Origin of the sequence: Enterococcus sp. 4G2_DIV0659 (assembly GCF_002140715.2) — a bacterium.
Lineage (GTDB): Bacteria > Bacillota > Bacilli > Lactobacillales > Enterococcaceae > Enterococcus_L > Enterococcus_L mansonii.
Map to the genome: position 1 here is coordinate 2,713,622 of NZ_NGLE02000001.1, position 23,182 is coordinate 2,736,803.

General features: G+C 34.6%; 23 protein-coding genes, 2 tRNA genes and 2 other annotated features. Of the genes, 14 read left to right on the forward strand and 11 right to left on the reverse strand.

Annotated features, from left to right (window positions below; all coding sequences use genetic code 11):
* Positions 1–41 precede the first annotated feature (41 nt).
* A complete protein-coding gene (locus A5880_RS12705; RefSeq protein WP_086329395.1) occupies positions 42–395 on the forward strand; it encodes a hypothetical protein in 354 nt (117 codons plus the stop codon).
* A gap of 397 nt (positions 396–792) precedes the next feature.
* Here A5880_RS12705 and A5880_RS12710 read toward each other — a convergent pair whose 3' ends face one another.
* Positions 793–1,644 carry a C40 family peptidase gene (locus A5880_RS12710; protein ID WP_086329396.1) on the reverse strand — a complete coding sequence of 284 codons (852 nt, stop codon included), beginning with the start codon at positions 1,642–1,644 and terminating at the stop codon, positions 793–795.
* A gap of 369 nt (positions 1,645–2,013) precedes the next feature.
* On the opposite strand from A5880_RS12710, the gene A5880_RS12715 reads away from it, so the two are divergent.
* From A5880_RS12715 to A5880_RS12740, 6 genes are all read left to right on the forward strand, one after another.
* Complete coding sequence (locus A5880_RS12715; RefSeq protein ID WP_086329397.1) at positions 2,014–2,595, forward strand: TetR/AcrR family transcriptional regulator; 582 nt, start codon at positions 2,014–2,016, stop codon at positions 2,593–2,595.
* Between the two features lie 134 nt (positions 2,596–2,729).
* The gene (locus tag A5880_RS12720) at positions 2,730–3,821 is read left to right on the forward strand and encodes an ABC transporter permease (RefSeq protein ID WP_086329398.1); all 1,092 of its coding nucleotides are present in this window, start codon (positions 2,730–2,732) and stop codon (positions 3,819–3,821) included.
* Between the two features lie 3 nt (positions 3,822–3,824).
* Positions 3,825–4,499: an ABC transporter ATP-binding protein gene (locus tag A5880_RS12725; protein ID WP_086329399.1), complete on the forward strand. Its 675-nt coding sequence runs from the start codon at positions 3,825–3,827 to the stop codon at positions 4,497–4,499.
* Between the two features lie 279 nt (positions 4,500–4,778).
* A complete protein-coding gene (locus A5880_RS12730; protein ID WP_086329400.1) occupies positions 4,779–5,069 on the forward strand; it encodes a hypothetical protein in 291 nt (96 codons plus the stop codon).
* 111 nt (positions 5,070–5,180) lie between these two features.
* On the forward strand, positions 5,181–6,158 hold the full coding sequence (locus A5880_RS12735; protein ID WP_256924802.1) for a tetratricopeptide repeat protein: 978 nt from the start codon (positions 5,181–5,183) through the stop codon (positions 6,156–6,158).
* Between the two features lie 345 nt (positions 6,159–6,503).
* Positions 6,504–7,613 carry a lysozyme gene (locus tag A5880_RS12740; RefSeq protein WP_086329402.1) on the forward strand — a complete coding sequence of 370 codons (1,110 nt, stop codon included), beginning with the start codon at positions 6,504–6,506 and terminating at the stop codon, positions 7,611–7,613.
* A 326-nt stretch (positions 7,614–7,939) separates the two neighbouring features.
* On the opposite strand, the gene A5880_RS12745 is transcribed toward A5880_RS12740, so the two are convergent.
* A tRNA-Arg gene (locus A5880_RS12745) sits at positions 7,940–8,011 on the reverse strand.
* Between the two features lie 59 nt (positions 8,012–8,070).
* Here A5880_RS12745 and rpoN point away from each other — a divergent pair.
* Entirely contained in the window at positions 8,071–9,396 is a 1,326-nt protein-coding gene (rpoN, locus tag A5880_RS12750; protein ID WP_086329403.1) for an RNA polymerase factor sigma-54, read from the forward strand.
* 87 nt (positions 9,397–9,483) lie between these two features.
* On the opposite strand, the gene A5880_RS12755 is transcribed toward rpoN, so the two are convergent.
* The 5 genes from A5880_RS12755 to A5880_RS12775 all read right to left on the reverse strand — a co-directional run bounded on the left by A5880_RS12755 (position 9,484) and on the right by A5880_RS12775 (position 11,450).
* A complete protein-coding gene (locus A5880_RS12755; protein ID WP_086329404.1) occupies positions 9,484–9,990 on the reverse strand; it encodes a GNAT family N-acetyltransferase in 507 nt (168 codons plus the stop codon).
* Between the two features lie 45 nt (positions 9,991–10,035).
* Complete coding sequence (locus tag A5880_RS12760; protein WP_086329405.1) at positions 10,036–10,359, reverse strand: YrdB family protein; 324 nt, start codon at positions 10,357–10,359, stop codon at positions 10,036–10,038.
* A 93-nt stretch (positions 10,360–10,452) separates the two neighbouring features.
* Positions 10,453–10,525, reverse strand: a tRNA-Thr gene (locus tag A5880_RS12765).
* Positions 10,526–10,690: 165 nt separating this feature from the next.
* Positions 10,691–11,050 (reverse strand): DUF2752 domain-containing protein, encoded by a 360-nt coding sequence (locus A5880_RS12770; protein ID WP_086329406.1) that lies wholly within the window; start codon positions 11,048–11,050, stop codon positions 10,691–10,693.
* Entirely contained in the window at positions 11,043–11,450 is a 408-nt protein-coding gene (locus A5880_RS12775) for a DUF4234 domain-containing protein (protein WP_086329407.1), read from the reverse strand. Before A5880_RS12775 ends, A5880_RS12770 begins: the two co-directional genes overlap by 8 nt.
* A 320-nt stretch (positions 11,451–11,770) precedes the next feature.
* Positions 11,771–12,005: a binding site (T-box leader), on the forward strand.
* Positions 12,006–12,052: 47 nt separating this feature from the next.
* Positions 12,053–12,302: a binding site (T-box leader), on the forward strand.
* A gap of 133 nt (positions 12,303–12,435) precedes the next feature.
* Between A5880_RS12775 and A5880_RS12780 the strand changes: the two genes are divergently transcribed.
* From A5880_RS12780 to A5880_RS12805, 6 genes are all read left to right on the forward strand, one after another.
* Positions 12,436–13,506, forward strand: a complete 1,071-nt coding sequence (locus tag A5880_RS12780; protein WP_086329408.1) for a methionine ABC transporter ATP-binding protein — start codon at positions 12,436–12,438, stop codon at positions 13,504–13,506.
* A 38-nt stretch (positions 13,507–13,544) separates the two neighbouring features.
* Entirely contained in the window at positions 13,545–14,225 is a 681-nt protein-coding gene (locus A5880_RS12785; protein ID WP_086329409.1) for a methionine ABC transporter permease, read from the forward strand.
* Between the two features lie 30 nt (positions 14,226–14,255).
* The gene (locus tag A5880_RS12790; protein ID WP_086329410.1) at positions 14,256–15,089 is read left to right on the forward strand and encodes a MetQ/NlpA family ABC transporter substrate-binding protein; all 834 of its coding nucleotides are present in this window, start codon (positions 14,256–14,258) and stop codon (positions 15,087–15,089) included.
* Between the two features lie 12 nt (positions 15,090–15,101).
* Complete coding sequence (locus A5880_RS12795) at positions 15,102–16,301, forward strand: amidohydrolase (protein WP_086329411.1); 1,200 nt, start codon at positions 15,102–15,104, stop codon at positions 16,299–16,301.
* Between the two features lie 107 nt (positions 16,302–16,408).
* Positions 16,409–16,873, forward strand: coding sequence for an NUDIX hydrolase (locus A5880_RS12800; RefSeq protein WP_086329412.1), 465 nt, complete (start codon positions 16,409–16,411; stop codon positions 16,871–16,873).
* 500 nt (positions 16,874–17,373) lie between these two features.
* Positions 17,374–18,909: an ABC-F family ATP-binding cassette domain-containing protein gene (locus A5880_RS12805; protein ID WP_086329413.1), complete on the forward strand. Its 1,536-nt coding sequence runs from the start codon at positions 17,374–17,376 to the stop codon at positions 18,907–18,909.
* 265 nt (positions 18,910–19,174) lie between these two features.
* Here A5880_RS12805 and A5880_RS12810 read toward each other — a convergent pair whose 3' ends face one another.
* The 4 genes from A5880_RS12810 to A5880_RS12825 all read right to left on the reverse strand — a co-directional run bounded on the left by A5880_RS12810 (position 19,175) and on the right by A5880_RS12825 (position 23,003).
* Entirely contained in the window at positions 19,175–20,104 is a 930-nt protein-coding gene (locus tag A5880_RS12810) for an Mn/Fe ABC transporter substrate-binding lipoprotein EfaA (protein ID WP_086329414.1), read from the reverse strand.
* Positions 20,101–20,958 carry a metal ABC transporter permease gene (locus tag A5880_RS12815; protein WP_086329415.1) on the reverse strand — a complete coding sequence of 286 codons (858 nt, stop codon included), beginning with the start codon at positions 20,956–20,958 and terminating at the stop codon, positions 20,101–20,103. The genes A5880_RS12810 and A5880_RS12815 overlap by 4 nt, the downstream gene beginning before the upstream one ends.
* Complete coding sequence (locus A5880_RS12820; protein ID WP_086329416.1) at positions 20,955–21,710, reverse strand: metal ABC transporter ATP-binding protein; 756 nt, start codon at positions 21,708–21,710, stop codon at positions 20,955–20,957. The genes A5880_RS12815 and A5880_RS12820 overlap by 4 nt, the downstream gene beginning before the upstream one ends.
* Positions 21,711–21,842: 132 nt before the next feature.
* On the reverse strand, positions 21,843–23,003 hold the full coding sequence (locus A5880_RS12825; RefSeq protein WP_086329417.1) for a serine hydrolase domain-containing protein: 1,161 nt from the start codon (positions 23,001–23,003) through the stop codon (positions 21,843–21,845).
* Positions 23,004–23,182 lie beyond the last annotated feature (179 nt).

The window sequence follows — 23,182 nt, forward strand, 5'->3', positions numbered from 1 at the left end:
ATTAGCTCCTAAAATGAAAAGTAAGAATAGGAGGGAAATAAATGAGTAAAAAAATTATTTATGGGTTAATCATTACACTAGTGACAGGAACAATGGGTTTCGCTTCAATCGGTGAAGCAGTAGACGATACACGAAGCAATAGGACGGATACTTATAAAACAGAACGTAGAAACCAAAAGCAGCGTGAATGGTCAGATAAAGAAATGGATAATTATTTAGAAGAAAAAGTAAAAAAAGGTGAGTTAACAAGAGAACAAGTCCAAGAAATGCAAAAGCAGCGAGAAGAATCAAGTGATATGTATAGAAATGAAGATAGGGAACAATATGGTATGCATCGAAACAAAAATAATCGTAACCATCACAGTAGAATGCGCTATTCTTGTTGGGATAATTGAAGCGGAATATGATTAAAAAAAATGCTCCCTCATCTGGAGAGATGGAGGGAACACAAATCAAATTACACACAACCATAAAATACCATACTTTTCTCGAATTCTCAATTATTTAGACTTTTAATGAAAAAAATGAGAAATTTTTTAGTTGAAGAACAGCTAATGTTAAATAATTTCTTGTTTTTGTCAAAAAATAAGTCATTTTTTTCATAAAAATGAGTAATGAGAAGAATACTGTTCATCAATAATTTAAGAGCGGAACAAAACGGATTTTTTGTTTTGTTCCGCTCTTTGAATTTGAATAAACGACGAGAAAAAGTAACTACTACGCTCCGCTTTGATTAAATCTAATTCGGAAATATGCTAAACGCTTTTGCCTTGGGTTCATTTTTTATAAGAGTTACAGTACCCGTAGAGCAAAGTCTGGTGTATATGACGCAACAGTTGCAATTTGAACAACATCACCAGGAACAGGAGCATGAATATACGCGCCATCTCCAGTTGAAATACCTACATGGTAGGTACTGCCGTGAGACCCCCAAAACACTAAATCTCCGGCTTTAGCTTCAGCAACAGAAATAACTGTTCCAGCATTTTCTTGATTAACAGTTGTACGACCAACTGGATGACCAATAGAAGCGAAAGCCATTTGAACTAATCCAGAACAATCAAAAGCGTCTGGACCTGCGGCACCGTAAACATAAGGTTTTCCTAATTGATTTTTGGCTGCTGCGACAACAGCAGAGCGAGTATCTTGTTGCTTACTTTGCTCTTCTTTTTGTCTTTTTGCAAGTTCGATTTTTTCTGATAGTTGATTTTCTTGTTGTGTTAAATCATTTTGTTGGTTAGTAAGTGTCTCGGTTTCTTTTGATAGAGAGAGTTGTTGTTGTTTTAAGTTATTTAAACGTTCTTTTTTCTGATCCATAGGACGAAGTATTTTAAGTCCTGAATTTTTTGATGTATTAGTTTTAGACTGTTCAATTAATTTGGTAAGTGGATCTAGAGAATCATTTTTTTCTGATTGATCTACCACAGCGTTGCTTTTTGTTTTTAAGTCAGCTAATTTACGTGTTGTATCGTTCTTTCTTTGAGAGAGTTGTTGTTTAGTTTCTTTTAATTGAGCTAATTTTTGTGTAGATTCAGCAATAACTTTGTCTTGGGCTGTTGTTTCAGACGCTAATGCGGTATTTCCTATTGAGAGACTAGTGCAAAGAGTTATTAACAATGTAGCGATAAATGTATTTTTTTTCAAAAAAACACTCCTTAAAAAGTTTGAATTTATTTTTGTATATTGTCACTAAGTGTGGTCTATTTTTAGAACCAATTAGTATTAAAACATAGCTTGCTTAATTAGTATGTAAAACGTGGGTTAAATGTTTATTTCTGTCGTTACAAAAGAGAATCTTTTATTTCAAGTAGCTGCTTAATTGTCATGTAATCGTTTTTATATTTCAATAAATTTTGTTATTTTATTTAGTCGACATGGAATTGTCATTTACACTAGAGACGGCATTTCCTTTAGTTTCTATTTATTCACTATCTTTTTTGGTGTATTTGTTTTAAAATAGTCCTTAGTTAGTACTGAGTAAGTGAAAATAGTAGAAATTTTGGAGGTGATACAATGAGAAAGGAAACAGTGTTCGAAGTGACACATCATTCGATTTTAGAAACGGCGAAAGAGCTTTTTTTAGAAAAAGGTTATAAGAACACGTCGACTCGAGATATTGCGAAAGCAGCAAGAATCACTCAACCAGCATTGTATTATCATTTTTCAAATAAGGAAATTTTATTTGTTGAAATCAATAAACAAATTGGCAGTCAACTAAAAAGTGAAATAGAGCAAATTGTAAAAAGATCTATTTCTCTGGAGGAACAATTAGTGGAATGTACTCATGCGCTGTTAAACGTTTACCATAGAGATATTTTTTCATTCATCCACCAAAGCGCAGCTGAAATGGAACCAGAAAATAAACAGCAATTGTTTTACATATTAAATGATTATTATTTAATACCCTTGCAATCTATTTTTGAATCCAGCCAAAGTACATTACGTGCTAAAGTCCCATCTCAAAAGGCGGCGCAATTTTATCTTATGAGTTTATCATTATTATTTTCAACTGTTCATCAACTTTCTACGGAAAAAGAGCGCTCAGAACAGATTACTGAATTAGTAGAGATGGTTTTACATGGGGTTATTAAGTAAGAATTAAACATTTTTTATCACTTGATAGAAAAAAGTTGTTTAATTCTTTTTTTCATGGTAATATTTTTATCAAGCGATAAAAATATATTTTTTTTGGTATTTTTTTATCACATGATAAAAAAGAGGTGGAAGTAATGTTTTTAGGATTAGAAGAGATGAAATACTCAAAATTAAGATACTCACTAGTTGTAGGAGTGATCGTGCTAGTGGCCTATGTTGCTTTTATGTTATCAGGTCTGGCAAATGGTTTAGCGCAGGGAGTACGCAAAGGCGTAGATAATTGGCAGGCAACGAGCATTATCTTGTCAGATGATGCAAATAAGAGCTTAAATGCGTCTAGTTTAGTAATGGATGATGTAAATCATGTAGAGGCAAAAAAGAAAGAACCACTAGGTCAATATGCGGGAGCTTTGAACAAAACAGGTAAAAATAAAGAATCCGACAAGATAAATATCTCTTTATTTGGTGTTACTCAAACAAGTTCAATTAAACCAAAATTAACTCAAGGTCGTTACTTTGATAAATTAGGGGAAATTGTGATTCCTGAAAACCTTGAAGAACAAGGGATTAAACTTGGTGATACTGTAAAAATTGGTAAATTAGACAAAGAATTAAAAGTCGTTGGAATCACTGAAAAAAATACATTTAGTATTGTTCCCTTGATTTATACATCACTGGATCAGTGGCGAGAGCTAAAGTTTGGTAAGGTCATTGAAAGGGGAGAAGCACCGATCAATGGGATTGTTGTTAAAGAAACTGCAACAAACAAGATCAAATTAAATAAAAGTGATGATGACTTAGCGAAATACGCGATGGAAGACTTTATAGAAAAATTACCAGGATATAGTGAGCAAAATCTAACGTTAAATGCGATGATTTATTTCCTTTTTGTGATTACGGCTGCCATTATCGGGATTTTCATTTATGTTATGACCTTGCAAAAAATCAGTTTGTTTGGTGTGATGAAAGCTCAAGGGGTATCAAACGGTTATATCGTGAAATCGATTATTGCTCAAACCTTTATTTTAGGTGTAGTAGGCGTGGCGATTGGAGTAATCTTGACCTTGTTGACGAATATGATTTTACCAACGACGATGCCCTTTCAATTGGACTCTGCTAAATTAATGATTTATAGTGCGGTGCTTATTATCGTTGCGGTACTTGGTGGGGTTTTCTCTATTCGTACAGTTACTCATGTTGATCCAATGAAAGCGATAGGAGGGTAAAAAATGAATAATATTCTTATAATGAATGATATACGCAAAACCTTTGGTAAAGGGCATGCACAAGTAGAAGCGTTGAAAGGAATCAACTTAACAGTTAAAGCTGGAGAGTTTGTCAGCATTATTGGGCCATCTGGTTCTGGCAAAAGTACTTTTCTGACGATTGCAGGTGGGCTTCAAACACCAACGACGGGAAAAATAATGATTAATGGGAAAGACTTTACCCATTTAAATGAAAAAAAGCGTTCAAAATTACGTTTTGAAGAACTTGGTTTTATTTTACAGGCGTCCAACCTAATCCCTTTTTTAACAGTTGAAAAACAATTTACACTTGTAGATAAAATTGAAAAGAAAAAAAGTGACACGCAACGAATAACTGAATTGTTAGCTTCGTTAGATATTGCTGATTTGATGCATAAATATCCTAGAGATTTATCTGGTGGTGAACGCCAACGAGTGGCAATTGCACGAGCATTATTTAACGAACCAAGTTTGATTTTAGCAGATGAGCCTACTGCTAGTTTAGATACGGAACACGCATATGAAGTTGTTAAAATTTTAGCGAAAGAAGCACATGAGAAACAAAAAGCGACGATTATGGTCACACATGATCCAAGGATGATTGAATGGAGTGATAGTGTCTATCGTATGGAAGATGGCGAGCTGCTTTTAGAAAAGTAATAAATATGAAAATTGAGTGAATTTGAGCTAAATTATAGAATAAAGGTCGTTTCTTTTCTCATTTCATTTAAATATAGAGTGTGGATCAAAACAAATCGTTTGTTTTGTTCTGCACTCTCTTTTTAAATTTAAGTTTTATAAAGATCAATTTTAGGTTATGATAATAGTGGAGAGAAGTAAACAAGGGAAGTCGATAATTTGTTTATAATTATCAAGAAATTGCTTGGAAGTTAGATGACACATTTTAAAAGTTAAAGGTATAGAGAGTGAGGTAGCAAAATGGATAATCGAGTAGAAGTAATGACGTTTTCTCAATTAAAAAAAATTGTGGAAGAATTAGAAGCTAGTGAAGCAGTAAATGATAATACAAAAGTGTTTATTGATACTGGATGGGATAGTGTTCAAGAGGTTGAACCGAATGCATTTCATATAGAAGAAGTCGTAGAATTTAAAGTGCAAGATGAGCTGACTAAAGATTTTTATGTTGGTTTTTCGTTAAAAGAAAAAGCGGAACGAATGGATGCGCAAGGTCCAATTGAAACGGCCGTTATTATTAGAAATTTATATTAGAAAGTTATTGATTTCTGTTAAGTCAGAGTAATTCCTTTTTGACGTACACACACTATTTCCTTTTTTTAGATTATTTACTATCTAAAAAAGGAAATAAACATTAGAAAGGTGGTGTTTCTTTTGACAAATAAAATTCCATTTCCAAAAAACTATGAACGGTTTATTGAACTGGGACAAGAATCAGTAAAGCAAGAAAATTTGAATGAAGCAGTTGCTTATTTTGAACAGGCATATGCAATTAAACAAGATTTTCCACTGAATCTAGTGCTTTCAAATATGTATTTAGATATTGGTGCAAATGAACAAGCGCTATCATTAGCTTCGGAAATGAAGGAGCAATACCTTGCTTATTTAGATTATTTAGAGCTTTACATACAAATTTTAATTAAAAATCATAAATTTATTCATGCACACAGTATTATCAATGAACGTATTTTAATGGAACAAAGCGGAGAAATGAAAAAACTGATTTGTTTGAAGAAAAAAATCCGTCATGTAGAATTAATGTATCAGCAATTTGAAGTTAGTAAAATCAAAGAATTGAAAGAAGAATTACATTATTTAAATGAACATACCTACTATGATCAGCTGGCTATAGCTAAAAAAGCTGGGCAATTGCCTCAAGAGGAATTCATTGAAATCAGCAAACCGATTTTATTGGATGAGCAGGTGCATAATTTAGTTCGATCGTGGGTATTAGAAGAGCTTGCTCGTTTGCATGTAAAAGAAGAAATTGCATTTTTGTGGAGAGATAATCAAAAATATTCAGTCATTCCAGCAGTTGTTGGACCGCCTTTAGATAGTGCTGCTTATCAAAGAATTTTATTGTTTTTAGAAAAAGAATTGATTAATGACGATCCGATTTTGTTAGTTGATATTATGGAGGAGATTAGATTACATTTTGCGTTGCTCTACCCACGAGCAGATGAGATAATTGAAGATCCTAGATTATGGGCTGTTAGTTATATCATTTCTTATAATCAGTCTATTGCACAAAAATTTCAACTAGACGACGAGCGCTTAGCCATCGAAAAGATTCAAAAAATACAGAGTAAATTACGTATTGAGTTGGAAATGCTGGCGTTGTGAATATGTAAAAAAGAGTATTGGGCTTTATCAGCGCAATACTTTTTTTGTTTTTTAATTTATAGGAATTTTTGTTTTTTTGAAAAATGAGTTATCTATCGGGCTATTTAATAGTGGAATACAGCCAACAGAAGCTATAGAAATATTATACTACCATAGTCGTAATTCCAACAGATGTGGTATTTATCATGTTATCTAGATACTTGTTTTTTTATACAGTCATCGCTTATGTGATGGCTTTTTATGTTGGGAGATTTATGACTGAATCATGAAAGTTTTTATGGCCTGTTGTACTTTATACTAATGTTGTAAGATCTTACAAAAACAAATGTTAGGAGGTAATAGCAAATGGCAAAAACAATTGGAGAAGTAAGGAGTTTTCTTGACGGTCTCGTTGGTAAAGTAACTGTTGATAAATCTGATTCTGGACTAAATGGACAGTGCGTGAGTTTAATTAAGAATTTACTTGAATTTGTTGGCGCACCAAATCCATATGCCGCACGAGGAAATGCAAAAGATATTCCAAACACGTATGTTTCTCAAGGAATTGCAAAAGTTGGCGCTGGCACACTCAACATAGCAGTCAGCAGGAATGGTGGCGGTGGCTATGGGCACGTATGGGTAAAAATTGGTTCTGATAGCTGGCAAGCAAATTGGAATGGCTTTGCTGTCAAGAAGAATGTTGGGGAAGTTTCTATTACAGATATTTTAAATCTAGACCAATGGATTTCAACCAGTAATGCACCAAGTCCTGGAGGGAAAGCAACTACTTTAAGTGCTAAAGGTGAAGCCTTAATCAAAAAATTTGAAGAATGTGTACTTACAGCCTATGACCTTGGTGATGGAATGATTACCATCGGTTGGGGACATGCGGAACCAAAAGGTCAAACAAATTTAGTTGCTGGAGTAACGACATGGTCTCAAGCTCAAGCGGATGAGCAATTCAGGAAAGATATAGCAGGTTATGTAAATACAGTAAATAACTATTTCACTCGTTCTTTTAATCAAAATCAATTCGATGCAATGGTAAGTTTTACCTATAATTGCGGTACGGGAGTCTTTGGAAGAGATAATTGGGATAAGAATGCTTCCGATAGTTATATTACGGAATCAATAGCTAATTACATTAATAAAGGATCACAATTTGAGGAAGGTTTAAGACGTCGTCGTCAAGAAGAAATTAATCTATTTAACACACCGGTAAACGGTAGTGAAGCAACAAAAAAGGAGGAAGAAGATATGACAGAATTTGCTATTTTATATGGAACAGGAGTTTATTATGTATGTGGAACAAAAATGGTTCCTTTGACCACAGCTACGCAATGGAGCGTATTGAGAACGGTCTATGAACAGGTACAAGAACATAAGACTGGAAAAGCAACGCCAATCAAGGTAATGGATTGGAGAAATAATCAAGCGACTTTCGATGCGTACGCAAAAATTTGTGGCTTAAAATAAGTATAAAGTTAAGATCACTCATTGAGTGGTCTTTTTTTGAGGAAATATGATGAAAGTATTAATGTATGTAGCTCACAGTATTAAAAACTTCGAATTTAATCTTCTTTTTGATTTTATGTTGGTTCAAAAACATTTCAATAAAAAAAGCACCCTGAATTAACAGAAGAGCCTTGAATTGATTATGTTATAGCCAACAAATTTTAACACCTAAATCCACCTAAAAATTTAAATGAATAATCATTATGAAAATATGTTATAATCAGTTCTAGAGTTGATATAACAGTAATAATCATGATGAAACTATAATAACTAAAAGGTTTAAAAAACGCGCCCTGAGGGAATCGAACCCCCGTCTCAAGAACCGGAATCTTACGTGATATCCACTACACTAAGGGCGCAAGCACGAATACTAGTTTAGCTGATATTGATAAAAATTACAAGGGGAAGGACAAAAATAATGAAATTTGAACAACAGTTATCCCAACAACAAAAACAAGTCCAAAAACTTGCGATGACACAGCAATTACAGCAATCTATTCAAATTTTACAATATAATTCAGACGAACTTTATTCATACATAGAAACAAAGTCATTAGAAAATCCACTAATTGATATTCAAATAGATAGAGAAAACAGCGATTTTTCAAGTTCTGCCAGCAGAACTTATACAACGAATGAAGAAAATAACTATCTAAACCAAATCCCAGATAACCATCGTTCACTTTTTGAATATTTGATTGATCAGGTTCATTTGAATTATCGGGATACTTATCTTAGGACATTGGTTTTATTTTTAGTTGAATATATTGATTTAAATGGTTACTTGATGATTGATTTAGAGGAAGCAGTGGCTAAGACTGGAGCAAAATCAATAGAAATGTTGGATGCGTTGACATTGATTCAGCAATTGGATCCAGCAGGAGTTGGTGCTAGGGATTTGCGTGAGTGTTTACTGCTGCAAATTGAGCGTGATGATACAGCGCCTGAATTGGCATACATTGTAGTAGAGGAAGAATTTGCTCACTTAGCTGAACGTAAATGGTCACTGATTGCTAAAAAATTTGAAGTAGAACTTTCTGAGATTCAATCGATTTTTGATTATATCCAAACATTAACCCCCGCTCCTGGAAGTATTTTTGAATCGACCTCTGGCTTGTATATTCGTCCTGATTTAACAGTGAAAATCAAGGAGAATCAGTTAACCGTTTTATCTAATAAGACAGGTACACCAACTATTCAGTTTCAACAATCCTATTTTGATCGGATGGAAGCGACTGAAGATAAAGAAGTTCAAAAATACATTCAGGAAAAGAAAAATGAATTTGAATGGTTAGAAAAAACAATCGCTCAGCGTGGCGATACAATTTTAAGAGTAGGAACAGAAATTGTTCAACGGCAACAAGGGTTCTTTTTTAAAGAGGATCGACCGTTAAAACCAATGACCTTAAAAGAAATCGCTGAAAGCTTAAAGATTCATGAATCAACGGTTAGTCGAGCAGTAAATGGTAAATACTTAGAAACGGATTTTGGCGTTTTCGAGTTGCGTTCTTTTTTCTCGAATGGATTATCAAATGAAAGCACTGGCGAAGAAACATCGACTGATAGCATCAAAAAGCAACTAAAATCATTAGTAGATAACGAAAATAAAGCGAAACCATTATCTGATCAGAAACTAGTAGATTTACTAAAAGAACAAGAAATAGACATCTCTCGTCGAACAGTAACAAAATATCGTGAAGCACTTGGAATACCAGCTTCTTCTAAACGAAAGAGATATGACTAACTAAGAAGAGAGAAAACAGAAAGACGAAAGTAATCGGCTCTTAAGATAAAGAGTTTTACGCTTTCGCCTTTCTGTTTTTTCCTTTATTTATTGACTAGTGTACGGTCGCCAATGCAAATGTTCAGATGGTAGCCCCTCTTCAACACCCTGCCAAACAGATTCAAACTGATGATTTTCTAATAAATGTTTGGATGCATCATTTGAAGGATCGATAATAGCATAGATCGTTGATTCGGATAGTTGTTCTGATTGTTTTATTAAATTCAATAAAATAGTTATTAGTTGATTGGCGTAGCCTTTGCCCCAATGGATTGGTAAAAGCATGTAGCCAATTTCGATTTTGTTATCTTCATCCCAAGAAAGCTTACCAAAGCCAATATAGGTTTCTTGATTGAAAAATTTATAGTACCCAGTTTGATCATTGTGGGCAGTGTTATACGAAAGAATTTTTTTAAAATTAGTTACAGCCTCACTTTCAGTTTCTGCTTTTTCGGTGATATAGTGCATAACATTGCTATCTTTAGTAAGTTCATAGTAAAGTTGAAAATCGTTCTCTTGATAAAATTCAAAAGTTAATTGTTTAGTATAAGACATAAGGTAGACCTCCCTAAGTACAGTGATGTAAGTTGCAGAAAATACTTATAAAGCATGGTCGAAAACGGTATTGATAAGTGCAACGATTAAGTAAATAAAGGCGATTTTTTGATCCACAACCAGATACGTAATAAAACCAGCTCCGCCAAATAAAAAAATTTCTGTAAGAATACGTTTGAAATCAGTAAAACGTTTTGGCGATTGTGGAGCCATATATCTACTCCAAAAAATAATAATACAAATGGGAAGACAAATACCTAATAGGATAATTACGATAATTGAATTAGCTTTAAACCCAGCAAATGCAACCAAGCCAAGTGTTGTTAATTCGAGGATAAAGCGAACGACATCGTTAAAATATTTGAACATTATATCCACCTAGTTTTCTGGTTTATTTATACTAACAATAAAAGTTATAAAAAGAGAAATCTTGAATAAACAAGATTTCTCTTTCATGAAATAAGCCACCTGCCGGGCTTGAACCGGCGACCCCCACCTTACCATGGTGGTGCTCTACCAGCTGAGCTAAGGCGGCACAATAACATAACACAAATTACAGATTACCTTAGATTCAAAAATTTGTCAACGATTTTTCAATTGGAATTCACCCAAAAAAGTAGAACCTCTCTAGTCAGACAAAGAAACATAAAGATGGAGAAGAGTACTTGATATTTCCATCTTTATGTATAAGATGTTCAAGCTATTTTATTACTAGACCTATGACCCAATGATACATTCTGGCAACAACCGAATGTTGGTTATAATCCATCGGCGCTGTATTCGGGAATAATACAACCATCCGAATCAGATAAACGGTCAAAAAGAGACCTAAAGCTCCAGCAGTAAAATACTTGTTTTCACAGATACGCTCAAATAACAGCACTTTTTTCCTAAATAAAAAAATACCAAAAACAATTGGAACCAGCCAAAATAGAGGATGATAATAAAAAGCTTCTTTAAAATCCAGATGAAATAAGTGAATAAAAGCTCTAGTCATCCCACAACCTGGACAAGGGACACCAAATGTGTGCTTAAAAATGCAAAGCTCTAAATTATTCATCCATTCCAGTGCTGTACCCGTCACGATCACCAGTAGCTAATTTGTCCCAGAAACGATTTAAATCAGATTGTAGGATTCCCATGCCTACTATAGAAAAATTAAAAATAGCAAGGATTAGCAATAGGATTTTGTTATCAATGATTGGATGAACATTTTCTCTAGCTTGAGCTTCGACAAACATCCCACCAATTTTGTACCACCAATACAGTGTGTAAATTCCACAAGTAATAATAGAAAATAAGACAGTTAGACCAGGATTTATAGAACGGTCATTGTTAATTTCTGAAAGTTGACGAGTAACATCATACATCCAAAAAAGGAAATAAATTCCACACGAGATAATAGAAAATACAATAATTAATGGCACCGATTTTTTATTTGCTTGATACGAATATGTCATTATAAATAACCTCCAACTTTTGTGTAAAATAATAGCGAGTCTTTATTTGTTAATTTGGAACAAGTAACCTTTTCAGTTTTCCCATAAAACTCATTTTTCCTCCCAAAAAAAGTATATCAAAGCTACATATCATATACTAGGTGTTTATCTAAAAAAATAACAAAAAGCGAGCTATTTTCGATAATAACCGTATTGTTTCCATCATTCTTTTGTTAATCGATATATCGTACGATGATTTTATTCACCACAATAAAAAATCAAAAAAATGTTTGACAGGGGAATTAATTTCCAGTAAAATACAATACAACAAGAAATGAATAAATAGTCCGTTGAAGAGAAGAGTAGATTTGGATGTGCTTTATAGAGAGTCTCGGTTGGTGAAAAGAGATAAGCGCAAAAGAGTTGAAGATGGCCTCACGAGGATAAGTTGTTGATAAGTAAGCAACTTCGGGAAAGCACCCGTTATCAAAGCGACAAGTTATAAGACTTGGTTTAAGAAAAGTAATCTAGGATTACTTTAAAACAAAGGTGGTACCGCGATAATTCGCCCTTTACTAATTTATTAGTAGAGGGCTTTTTTGTTCATAAAAAATAATTAAATAATTACAGCAATGAGATGGAAAGTACGGATGGACTGTTATCTAACAGAGAGCTTGGGCAGCTGAAAACAAGCGATAAAGGAAATCTGGAAAATGGCCATTGAGCAGCGCTTCGAGTGAATGATTCATAAGACAGCGACGGATGCACCCGTTATCGTGCTAGAGTATAATCGATTGTTTCGACGTACTTGATGAGGATATCTATGTGAATAGATATCAAATAGAGGTGGTAGCACGCAAAAGCGTCCTCAAATGTATAGTTTTATACATTTGAGGACGTTTTTTCTTTTTATAGAGAAAGGAATAAGGCATGAGGTTACTCATATGCAGTATCTAGAGAGAGCGCGGAAAATAGACGCACGAGTATAACTATAGGGGGAGCAAGAATGATTGAATTAAAGAATATCGATGTGACTTTTTATCAAAAGAAAAAAGCCGTTGATGCAGTAAAGGACGTAACACTAAAAATTGAAAAAGAAGATGTTTTTGGGATTGTAGGCTACTCTGGAGCAGGAAAGAGCACACTGGTCCGTGTGATTAATTTATTGCAGCGTCCAACAACAGGAGAAGTAATAATCAATGGGAAAAATATTTTAGGGTTTTCAGCTAAAGAATTAAGAGCACAGCGAAAAAAAATTGGAATGATTTTTCAACATTTTAACTTAATGAAAGAGCGCAGCATTTTTGGAAATATTGATTTTTCATTAAAATATTCTGGATTATCTAAAGAGCAGAGAAAAGTAAAAATCGAAAAATTACTGGATTTGGTCGGTTTATCTGATAAAAAAGATGCCTATCCTAGCCAATTATCTGGTGGACAAAAGCAACGTGTAGCGATCGCTAGAGCCTTAGCGAATGATCCGGAGATTTTATTATGTGACGAAGCGACCAGTGCATTAGATCCTAAAACAACTATTCAGATTTTGGATTTATTGAAGAAATTAAACAAAGAATTAGGACTAACAATTGTCTTAATTACGCACGAAATGCAAGTTGTGAAGGAGATTTGCAACAAAGTAGCGGTGATGGAAGATGGACGAGTGATTGAACAAAACGATATTGTGTCCATTTTCAGTCAACCAAAAGAGGCCTTGACGAAGGACTTCATTCGTACCGCAACGCATATTGATCAAGCGCTAGAAACAATCATTCAACATCCTAGCCTGACTAATTTGAGTGGAAATGAAGTGTTAGTCGAATTTTCTTATGTCGGTGAACAGACAAGTGAGCCGCTAATTGCCCAATTGTATAGTAAGTATCATGTAGTTACGAATATTTTATATGGCAATGTTGAAATCTTGCAGCAAGTACCAATTGGTAATTTAATCGTGGTTCTTTCGGGAGAAGAAAAGCAGCGTGAAAAAGCATTAGACTTTTTACAAGGACAAGGAGTAAAAATCAAAATTTTAAAAACATATCGATCAAAAGAGACAATTGTGCCATTACATGTTGTTTAAACAATAGACTTGCAAATAAAGAAATGGAGTGAAGGGGAATGCAGAATTTTTTACAAAATTATTTTCCAAATGTTTTACAGTTAAGACAAGAATTTATTGATAGTACGATTGAGACGCTATATATGGTTTTTTGGACAGCTCTTATTGCTGGGATTTTAGGGACATTACTTGGCGTTGTTCTAGTTGCTACAGGACCGCAAGGGATTTTAAGAAGTAGTGTCATTTACAATATTTTAGAAAAAATCATTAACGTATGTAGATCCATTCCTTTTATCATCATGCTGGCACTAATTCAGCCGATCACTCGTTTTTTAACAGGAACAACGATTGGTACGACTGCTGCATTAGTGCCGCTGGTGATAGGGGTGATTCCATTTTTTGCACGTCAGATCGAAAATGCATTGCTAGAAGTTGATCCAGGTGTGATAGAAGCCGCTGAATCAATGGGAACTAGCCCACTGGGAATTATTTTTAGAGTCTATTTAGTAGAAGGATTACCTAGTATTATTCGGGTATCTTCTGTGACAATTATCAACTTGATTGGTTTGACCGCAATGGCAGGAGCCATTGGCGCAGGTGGTCTAGGCAATTTAGCAATAACTAGAGGCTATAATCGTTTTCAAACAGACGTGACACTTTTAGCTACCTTGATTATTTTGATTTTAGTTTTTGCTAGTCAATTTATCAGCAATACATTAATTAAAAAAACATCACATTAAAAATTTTATGATTAGAAAAGAGGAAAAAGAATGAAAAAGACAGTAAAGATTATCGGATTGGTATTAGCAATTGGGGTTGTGTTAGCAGGATGTTCTTCTGGAAGTGCGAAAAATCAGAAAAATGAAGTTGTAAAATTAGGTGTAGTAGGTGCCAATAATGAGGTGTTAGAATCTGTTAAAGATCGCTTAAAAGAGGAGGGGATTGATTTACAATTGGTAGAATTTTCGGATTACACGCAGCCTAATGCTGCTTTAGCAGAGAAAGAAATTGATTTAAATTCATTTCAACATCAAATTTTCTTAGATAACTATAACAAGGAACATAAAACAGAACTTGTATCAATCGGTAATACGGTTAGTGCCCCCTTAGGAATTTACTCTTCTAAAATCAAAGATGTAAAAGAGTTGAAAAAAGGCGCAGAAATTGCTATTCCAAATGATGCGACAAATGGTGGAAGGGCATTACTATTGTTGCAAAGTGCTGATTTAATCAAAGTCGATCCAGCGAAAAAACAAACACCAACGGTTAATGATATTACAGAAAATAAGTTGAATTTAAAAATCACTGAATTAGATGCTTCACAAACGGCTAGAGCTTTACAAGACATTGACGCTTCTGTGATTAATAGTGGGATGGCTGTTGATGCAGGGTTTACTCCAGCAAAAGATGCCATTTTTCTAGAACCTGTGAATGAACAATCTAAGCCATATGTGAATATTATTGTGGCTCGTAAAGCGGATCAAGACAATAAAACGTACAACAAAGTAATCGATACGTATCAACAGGAAGAGACGAAAAAAGTCATTGAAGAAACATCAAAAGGGTCAAGTATTCCAGCGTGGGAAATATTTGGGAGAAAATAAGGAGGGGTTAAAATGACGGTGGTATTAAAACAAACTATTCAAGAAGAAATTCGGCAAGGTGCAGAAAATGTGATTACACTCAGACGTCACTTCCATCAATATCCAGAAGCGAGTTTAAAGGAATTTAAGACAATCCAAAAGATTAAAGAAGAATTGCAACAGTTGGACATTCCTTTTGAAGAAGTTGGTGAAACTGGAGTATTGGCTACCGTAGAAGGATCAAAAGGCTCAGGGAAAACAATCGTTTTAAGAGCGGATATTGATGCTTTAGAGCTAGAAGATGCAACAGGAAAATCATACCAATCTAAACACCCAGGGTTAAATCATGCGTGTGGACATGATGGACATGCAGCGGCATTATTAGGAGCAGCAAAAGTGTTAAAAAATCATAGAGATGAATTTGCTGGAACGGTTAAATTAGCGTTTCAACCAGCTGAAGAAATAGGTGCAGGAGCTTGTCAATTCGTCAATGGCGGCTTTCTTGAAGATGTTGATCAAGTATTTGGCATTCATTTAGATTCTAATGTCCCAGTTGGGAAGTTAGTGGCTACTAAAGGAGCAACGAATGCGTCATGTGATATTTTTAAAATTGAAGTGGAAGGGCTAAGTAGTCATGTTGCTCAACCAAATGTAGGAAGAGATGCTGTTTTAGCTGCGGCAAGTATTGTGGTCGAGTTACAAAAAATCGCAGCAAGAGAAGTCAGTCCACTTGATCCCGTTGTTGTGGGGATTGGTGTATTGGATGCTGGAACGAGATATAATATTGTTGCCAATCATGCAAGAATAGAAGGAACCGTTCGTGCATTTAGCCATGAGACAAGAGCCTTTGTGTTAAAGCGTGTAGAGGAAATATCGGAGCAAATTGCACAAGCACACCGAACAAAAATCGCTTCTTTTGAGATCCATGATGCCGCTGGACCTCTGATTAATGAAGATAACGCAACGGCATTAGCCCAAAAAGTAGCTGCCGAGATTGTTGGAAGTGAAAATGTAGTGACTGATTACACGAAAAGCTTAGGTGCTGATGACTTTGCACAGTTTTTACTTAAAGCACCAGGTGTGTATGGTCGTGTTGGAACGCGCAATCTAGATAATCCTGATACACAATACGGACATCACCATGAGAAATTTGATATTGATGAAGCAGGATTGGCTTTGGCTACGGAATTTCATGTGAAATATGCACTGACTTATTTGAATTCGATTGAATAAGGAATAAAAAGTATAGGTATTGAAGTCATTATAGACATACTTCACTATCTATACTTTTTTTGAGCTTGGACGGGGGGTATAATAAGAAGCAAAGGAGATGTTAGTAGATGGATTGCACATTTCAAACGCAAGAAGGGCGCTTTAATTATCGGGTTGGCGCAATTATCACAAGTGATTTGGGGTTATTATTAGTCAAAAATCCTAGTGAACCATACTTTTACTCGGTGGGTGGACGAGTGAAAATGCATGAAACAATGGACGAAGCTGTTGAAAGAGAAGTTCTTGAAGAAACTGGCAGTATGATTCGTACAAAAGAATTAGGAGTTATTCATGAAAACTTCTTCACTTCTACTTTGACAGGGCAAAAGTATCATGAAGTGTCATTCTATTATTATGTAGAGCTTACTGATGATGTTGTTTCGGGTCTTTCATATAATGAGTTTGGCGAATACGAGCAACTGCAGTGGATAGCTTTTGATCTACTTAGGCAAACAGATATCAGACCAGCCTTTTTAAAAGAATTAACGAAAGAGAAAAAAACAGGAATTCGACACCTAGTTCAAAAGAAATAGAAAATGACTTTTGAACGCAATTTCGCATCATTCTTGCTTTTCAAAATAACTGTGCTAAAATGTCTTTTGTAAAGAAAGGTGATTAAGAATGTTTTTTCTTTCAGATAAATTTGTAAAAAGAATCAGCTCCCGACAGATGAATGTGATGAAGCATTGTTGTGGAGCCTAATAAAATGAATGCTTCATCGTTTAAGAAGAATACTAATTTTTTAGACTATTTCATAGTCTTGTTTAGTGTTGCCTTTAACGATGGATCATGATTTTTAAATAGCTCTGATTAAAGGACAACGTGTTTCGTGCGTTGTCCTTTGTAGATAATAAACAAGGGATATGATAGGGAGGCCTATTTGATTCCTTGTTTTTTTGCTTGGACATAAAGACTTTTTTTAAAACGTACGAAATTGTTGCCTTAAACAATGTCGTTACTGACTGAATAAATAGATACTTAATACAAATTACAGAGAACCAAAAATGTTCAAAAATAGAAAAGAGGAACAAACATGAGTTTATTAACAATTGAACACTTAACGCAACGTTTTGGCGAAAAAATCCTATATGAGGATGCATCACTTCGAGTGAATAAAGGCGATCATATGGGATTGACTGGTCAAAATGGTGTTGGAAAATCCACCCTAGTTAAAATTCTAACAGGTGAAATTTTAGCAGATGATGGTACAATTACATGGCAAAACAATATCAAAATCGGTTATCTCGATCAGCATGTTGAAGTCATCGGAGAGAACACAATCAATGAATTTTTACATCAAGCGTATAAAGATCTTTATGAAGTTGAAAGAAAAATTAATGGGCTATATATGGAGTTTGGTGAAACTGGTCAAGACAAATTATTAGAGCGGGCTGGAAGACTTCAAACACAATTAGATGAAAGTGAGTTTTATCAAATCGATACCATCATTAATGATTTGGCAAATGGTTTGGGGATTGAGGCAATCGGCTTAGATCGACCAATGAACGAGCTGAGTGGTGGTCAACGTTCTAAAGTTATTTTAGCGAAACTGCTTTTAGAACAACCTGACGTTTTATTATTAGATGAACCAACGAATTACTTGGATGATACGCATATTCAGTGGTTAATTAATTATTTAAATAACTTTAATGGAACCTTTATTCTTGTTTCTCATGATTATCACTTCTTAAATGCAGTGACTAATTGCATTTGTGATATTGAGTTCGGTCAATTGACGAAATACACAGGAAATGTAGAAAAATCGTTTGCGCAAAAGGAGCAAAACAAAGAGAGTTATTTAAAACAATATCATGCCCAACAAGCAAAAATTGAAAAAGCGGAAGCCTATATTCGCAAATATAAAGCTGGAAACCGAGCAACGATGGCAAAAAGTCGTCAAAAACAACTAGATCGACTAGAACGAATGGCTCCTCCAGGCACGTTAATGAAACCACAAATTTATTTTCCGTATCAGCCAATTGTTGCAAGTTTAGCATTGATGACGGAGGAATTAATCATTGGTTATACGGAACCATTGCTATCAGCAATTAATTTATCCGTCCATAGTGGGGAGAAAGTAGCGATTAAAGGGTTTAATGGAATCGGGAAATCTACCCTCATTAAAACATTGACAGGAAAGATCAAGCCAATCAGTGGAGAGTATCACTATCCAGCAAATACTAAAATTGCTTATTTTTCTCAAGATTTAACGTGGGAAAATGATTATTTGACTCCGTTAGCTTATCTAAGTAACTGTTTTCCTAAGAAAACTGTAAAAGAAATTCGTACCTACTTAGCGAAGTGTGGCTTGCCAGATAAGTTGGTTAATCAGCAACTACGATTGTTGAGCGGAGGGGAACAGACGAAAGTAAAGCTTTGTGAATTGACGATGGATTCAAGTAATATTATTTTCTTAGATGAACCAACGAATCATATTGATGCTGCTGCAAAAGAAAGCTTACGTCAAGCGATTCGACAATTTCAAGGAACGATCGTAATTGTTTCCCATGAAGAAGAATTTTATCTTGATATTACAGATCGTGTAATCAATATTGAAGAAATGATTTGATGAAAAGAAGCCGAGACAAACACCGATGAGGGCGATTGCTTTCATCGGTGTTTGTCTCGCCATTTATTCAGGTCTTTGGTGTCTGTTAGTGTGGGACACAACTAAAAATCAGTTTTGTTTCACACTCTAAATCTTAATAAACAGTGGCCAAAAGCCAGGTTCTTCGGCAATTTCGCGAAAATCGAGCAATACAAGAAGCGTATTGTTCGATTTTTACTCCAATTGCCCTAACCTAATCGACTTTGGCCTCAACCTCAGTTTTTCTCTATTTCATTAGTCCGTCATGAATGTGATCTAAATTCCATTTCATCATTGCATAATAACTATCTCCATCTTCGCCTTTTTTAGCAATAGAATCCGTAAAAATTGTACTGTAGATCGGCAAGTTAGTTTCTTTTGAAACTCTTTCCATACTACGTTTATCCACACTTGTTTCTACAAATAAAGAGGGAACTTTCGTTTGATGGATCTTATCGATAATTTGTTTCATTTGATCGGGTGTTCCTTGACTTTCAGTGTTGATTTCCCAAATGTATGCCGCTGTTAGTCCATACGCTTTAGAAAAATATTTAAATGCGCCTTCGCTGGTTACTAATAGTTTCTTGTTCTCAGGAAGATCAGCAAATTTTTCTTTAGCTTCTTTATCTAAAGCAGAAAGTTTGTCGATGTATTCTTTAGCATTATCTTGATAGGTCTCTTTATTTTTAGGATCTTTTTCACTTAAGGTATCTCTAATCGCTTCCACATAAGCGATTCCGTTTTGAATATCTAACCAAGCATGTGGATCTTGTTCATTTTCTTGTCCTGCACTCGTTAAATACATCGGTTTAACTTTTTTACTGACAGAAAAATAATCTTGATCCTCCTTTTTCTTAGTCGTTTCCATTAATTTCTTGAACCAGCCATTTCCGCCTGTTTCTAAATTAAGTCCATTGAAAAATAAAATATCGGCCTCAGATGCTTTGGCAACATCTTCTGGTAAGGGTTCATATTCATGAGGGTCTGTACCGACTGGAACGATACTATGCAAGTTGACCAACCCTTCTCCGACATTTTCTACCATATCAGCAAGAATCGAATTCGTAGCGACAACATTGATTTTTTCGTTTTTTGATGAATCTGTTGACTTCGTTTGACAAGCAGCTAGTAAAAATAAACTAGCGACAGCGGCGATGAATAATAATTTTTTTTTCATAATAATGTGTCCTCCTGTTTTTCTTTATTGACAAAAAATAGTCCTTTTTTGGGTGAAAATAAAAATGCTAGAATGAAAAAAGCTGCAGCAGTTAAAACAATTGTCGCACCTGATGCTAAGTTATAAGAATAACTGAAAAACAAACCGATAATCGAGCTTAAAACACCAAAGAGTGAAGCTAAGCCAATCATTGTTGGCAAATGATTAGTTAACAGATACGCTGTGGCAGCAGGAGTAATCAACATAGCAATTACCAGCACGGTTCCAACTGTTTGTAAAGAAGAAACCGCAACTAAGGTAAGTAAAAACATCAATGCGTAATGGAAAAATTGAACATTTAATCCATAAGCTTGTGCCATTGTAGGATCAAACGAAGTGATTTGTAACTCTTTGTAAAATAAGCCAACGAAAATCAATACAACAATTCCAACAATTGCAGTGATTACAATGTCAGAATCGCGAACAGCTAAAACATTTCCGAAAAGAATATGATAAAGATCGGTGGAACTTTTAGCAAAAGAAATCATAATGATCCCTAAAGCAAAGAAGGAACTAAACACGACACCGATTGCTGTATCATTTTTTAATTGGCTTTTTTGCGTAATAAAGCCAATCAATAGTGCTGCTAATACACCAAAGATTGATGCACCAAATATATAATTGACGCCAAACATATAAGAAGCAGCAACACCAGGTAATACGGCATGTGAGATGGCATCCCCCATTAAAGACATCCCACGTAAAATAATAAACGATCCAATGATTCCTGAAATAAGACCTACAATGATTGAAGTAATCAACGCGTTTTGGAGGAATTGGTATCGAACTAAGCCATCAATAAAATTTGCAATCATGCATCAGCAACTCCTTTAATAATAATGTCGCCCATTGTTTCACCATAAGCTAATTGAATGTTTTTATTCGTGAAAGTCGTAGCAACAGAACCTGAAGCAATTAACTCTTTTTTTAGAATAACCACCTCATCAAAATAATGAGTGACTTTGTGGAGATCATGATGAACGATCACAATGGTTTTTCCAGCATCTTTTAATTGCTTAAGAATTGCCATAATGACTTTTTCACTAGTCATATCAATTCCGACAAATGGTTCATCTAACACGATGATATCTGCATCTTGGGCAAGTACGCGAGCGATAAAGACTCGTTGTAATTGTCCGCCAGATAGTTCACTGATTTGTCGTTTGGCGAAGGGATCTAATTGAACGGTTTTAAGTGCGTCTAGAGCTTTTTCTTTTTCCTGCTTTTTAGGTCGTTTCATTAGGCCTAATTCAGGATACGTGCCTAAAAGAACCACTTCCATTACATTAATGGGAAAAGAAAGATCTAACGCGTTACGTTGTTCCACATAAGCGATCCGTTTTTTTTGAGTATCAAGTGGATTATTTCCTATGAGAACGGTTCGAGTATCTGTTTTGATCAATCCAAGCATTCCTTTTAAAAAAGTAGATTTTCCTGCGCCATTTGGACCGATAATTCCAGTGATTTTTCCAGCAGGTAATTGTAATGAAATATCCAATAAGGCTTTTTGCCCTTGATAACTAACAGTTAAATGTTCGATTGTAAGATTATTATTATTTATAGACATAAAAAAACCTCCTTTTTAGGTTTACCTTAAAATAAGTATAAGTTAAACTTAGATTAAAATCAATCCATTTTTTAGGTTTGCCTAAAAAAACTCTAGAAAGCAAATCTATTGCTTCTAGAGGATGAGTATTATTTAATGTAGTGATTGGAATAATGACTTTGCTAAATCTTGATACGTTCTATTCTTAGGATATTGATTTGTAAATAAAATGACCGCATTTCTTGTATCTTTTGAAGTGAAGCTATTTGTTTCAAAGCCTTCTTCAACACCATGACCTTGAATATAGGTAGAAAAATTGTAAATACCGCCGATATAGTTATTTTCAGTGGCTGGTGTCCAGAGTCTTTCGAGCACCTGATGATCAATGATTTTTCCTGATAATAAATTTGCGTAAAATAAGTACAGATCACCAACTGTCATCCCCACACTTCCAGTTCCTACCTCTTGTTCAAAAAGAAGTGGATTATCGTTAATTTCAGAATCGAAATTTTTGCCTTCTGCTTTTTCATAGGCATATGTTCGGTTATTTGCGGTTAAAAAATCAGTATAAAATAATGTGTGAGACAGTTGCAAGTGTTGAGTAAATGTTTGATAAAATAACGTTTGGTAAGCAGTGTCTGTTAATTGCTCCAAAATACCAACTAACAAATAATAGTTGATGGCATCATATTTAAATTTTCCATAAGTCTCCATCGTTGCATGAGAAATTGCGAATTGAAGGAATCCATCAGGAGACATCAGATGTTTAGGTTTTATTTTTTGGCACAGTCCAGAATTCATCGAAAGTAGCTGACGAATAGTAATTTTTTGACTATCGGGGATGTTTGGGTAAAACTGATTTAATGTTTCATCTAGAGAGAGAGTTCCTAATTCAACTTGTTTTAAAATTAGGACTGCCGTAAGAGCTTTTTGAATTGATCCAATTTGGAAGATTGATTGATACGTATTTGGCAATTTTTTGGCATAATTTGCATACCCAAAACCTTTTTGCAAAATAATTTGCCCGTTTTGCACGACTAAAGCCGTTCCGACAAACTTACTATCTGTCAATTTTTGTTCGATTTGTTGTGCTAGTGGTGTTGACGGTTCAATTTTTTGATTAAAATCATCTCGTTTGTTGGCATCAGTTGTGAGCTTTCTCGTTGTTTCTGTTGTTAAATGTTTGGAAGGTGAATGAGGCGTAGTGTTAAAAAATAAGAGATATAGTTCAAGTGCAACAAGACTAATAAAAAATAAAATAAATAACGCCTGTATCCAATGGTATCTTTTTTTCTGATGTTTTTTATGATACATGCGGCACACCTCCGATCTTGCTTTTATTTTACTCGCTACTTCGGTTAAATCAAGATATAAGGAATGAATTTAACGAACAGTTTTGTAAGTCAAAAAAACTTCTGCCAAAAGTCGCTAGAATTTCAATTAATTGTCATAAGAAAGCAAAAGATCCATGATTTTTTTGTCAATCAATGTTA

Bases quoted from the DNA above. Each gene is read 5' to 3' on its own strand.
- A5880_RS12705 (WP_086329395.1), top strand. From the start codon at position 42: ATGAGTAAAAAAATTATTTATGGGTTAATCATTACACTAGTGACAGGA.
- A5880_RS12715 (WP_086329397.1), top strand. From the start codon at position 2,014: ATGAGAAAGGAAACAGTGTTCGAAGTGACACATCATTCGATTTTAGAA.
- A5880_RS12720 (WP_086329398.1), top strand. From the start codon at position 2,730: ATGTTTTTAGGATTAGAAGAGATGAAATACTCAAAATTAAGATACTCA.
- A5880_RS12725 (WP_086329399.1), top strand. From the start codon at position 3,825: ATGAATAATATTCTTATAATGAATGATATACGCAAAACCTTTGGTAAA.
- A5880_RS12730 (WP_086329400.1), top strand. From the start codon at position 4,779: ATGGATAATCGAGTAGAAGTAATGACGTTTTCTCAATTAAAAAAAATT.
- A5880_RS12740 (WP_086329402.1), top strand. From the start codon at position 6,504: ATGGCAAAAACAATTGGAGAAGTAAGGAGTTTTCTTGACGGTCTCGTT.
- rpoN (WP_086329403.1), top strand. From the start codon at position 8,071: ATGAAATTTGAACAACAGTTATCCCAACAACAAAAACAAGTCCAAAAA.
- A5880_RS12755 (WP_086329404.1), bottom strand. From the start codon at position 9,990: ATGTCTTATACTAAACAATTAACTTTTGAATTTTATCAAGAGAACGAT.
- A5880_RS12760 (WP_086329405.1), bottom strand. From the start codon at position 10,359: ATGTTCAAATATTTTAACGATGTCGTTCGCTTTATCCTCGAATTAACA.
- A5880_RS12770 (WP_086329406.1), bottom strand. From the start codon at position 11,050: ATGAATAATTTAGAGCTTTGCATTTTTAAGCACACATTTGGTGTCCCT.
- A5880_RS12775 (WP_086329407.1), bottom strand. From the start codon at position 11,450: ATGACATATTCGTATCAAGCAAATAAAAAATCGGTGCCATTAATTATT.
- A5880_RS12780 (WP_086329408.1), top strand. From the start codon at position 12,436: ATGATTGAATTAAAGAATATCGATGTGACTTTTTATCAAAAGAAAAAA.
- A5880_RS12785 (WP_086329409.1), top strand. From the start codon at position 13,545: ATGCAGAATTTTTTACAAAATTATTTTCCAAATGTTTTACAGTTAAGA.
- A5880_RS12790 (WP_086329410.1), top strand. From the start codon at position 14,256: ATGAAAAAGACAGTAAAGATTATCGGATTGGTATTAGCAATTGGGGTT.
- A5880_RS12795 (WP_086329411.1), top strand. From the start codon at position 15,102: ATGACGGTGGTATTAAAACAAACTATTCAAGAAGAAATTCGGCAAGGT.
- A5880_RS12800 (WP_086329412.1), top strand. From the start codon at position 16,409: ATGGATTGCACATTTCAAACGCAAGAAGGGCGCTTTAATTATCGGGTT.
- A5880_RS12805 (WP_086329413.1), top strand. From the start codon at position 17,374: ATGAGTTTATTAACAATTGAACACTTAACGCAACGTTTTGGCGAAAAA.
- A5880_RS12810 (WP_086329414.1), bottom strand. From the start codon at position 20,104: ATGAAAAAAAAATTATTATTCATCGCCGCTGTCGCTAGTTTATTTTTA.
- A5880_RS12815 (WP_086329415.1), bottom strand. From the start codon at position 20,958: ATGATTGCAAATTTTATTGATGGCTTAGTTCGATACCAATTCCTCCAA.
- A5880_RS12820 (WP_086329416.1), bottom strand. From the start codon at position 21,710: ATGTCTATAAATAATAATAATCTTACAATCGAACATTTAACTGTTAGT.
- A5880_RS12825 (WP_086329417.1), bottom strand. From the start codon at position 23,003: ATGTATCATAAAAAACATCAGAAAAAAAGATACCATTGGATACAGGCG.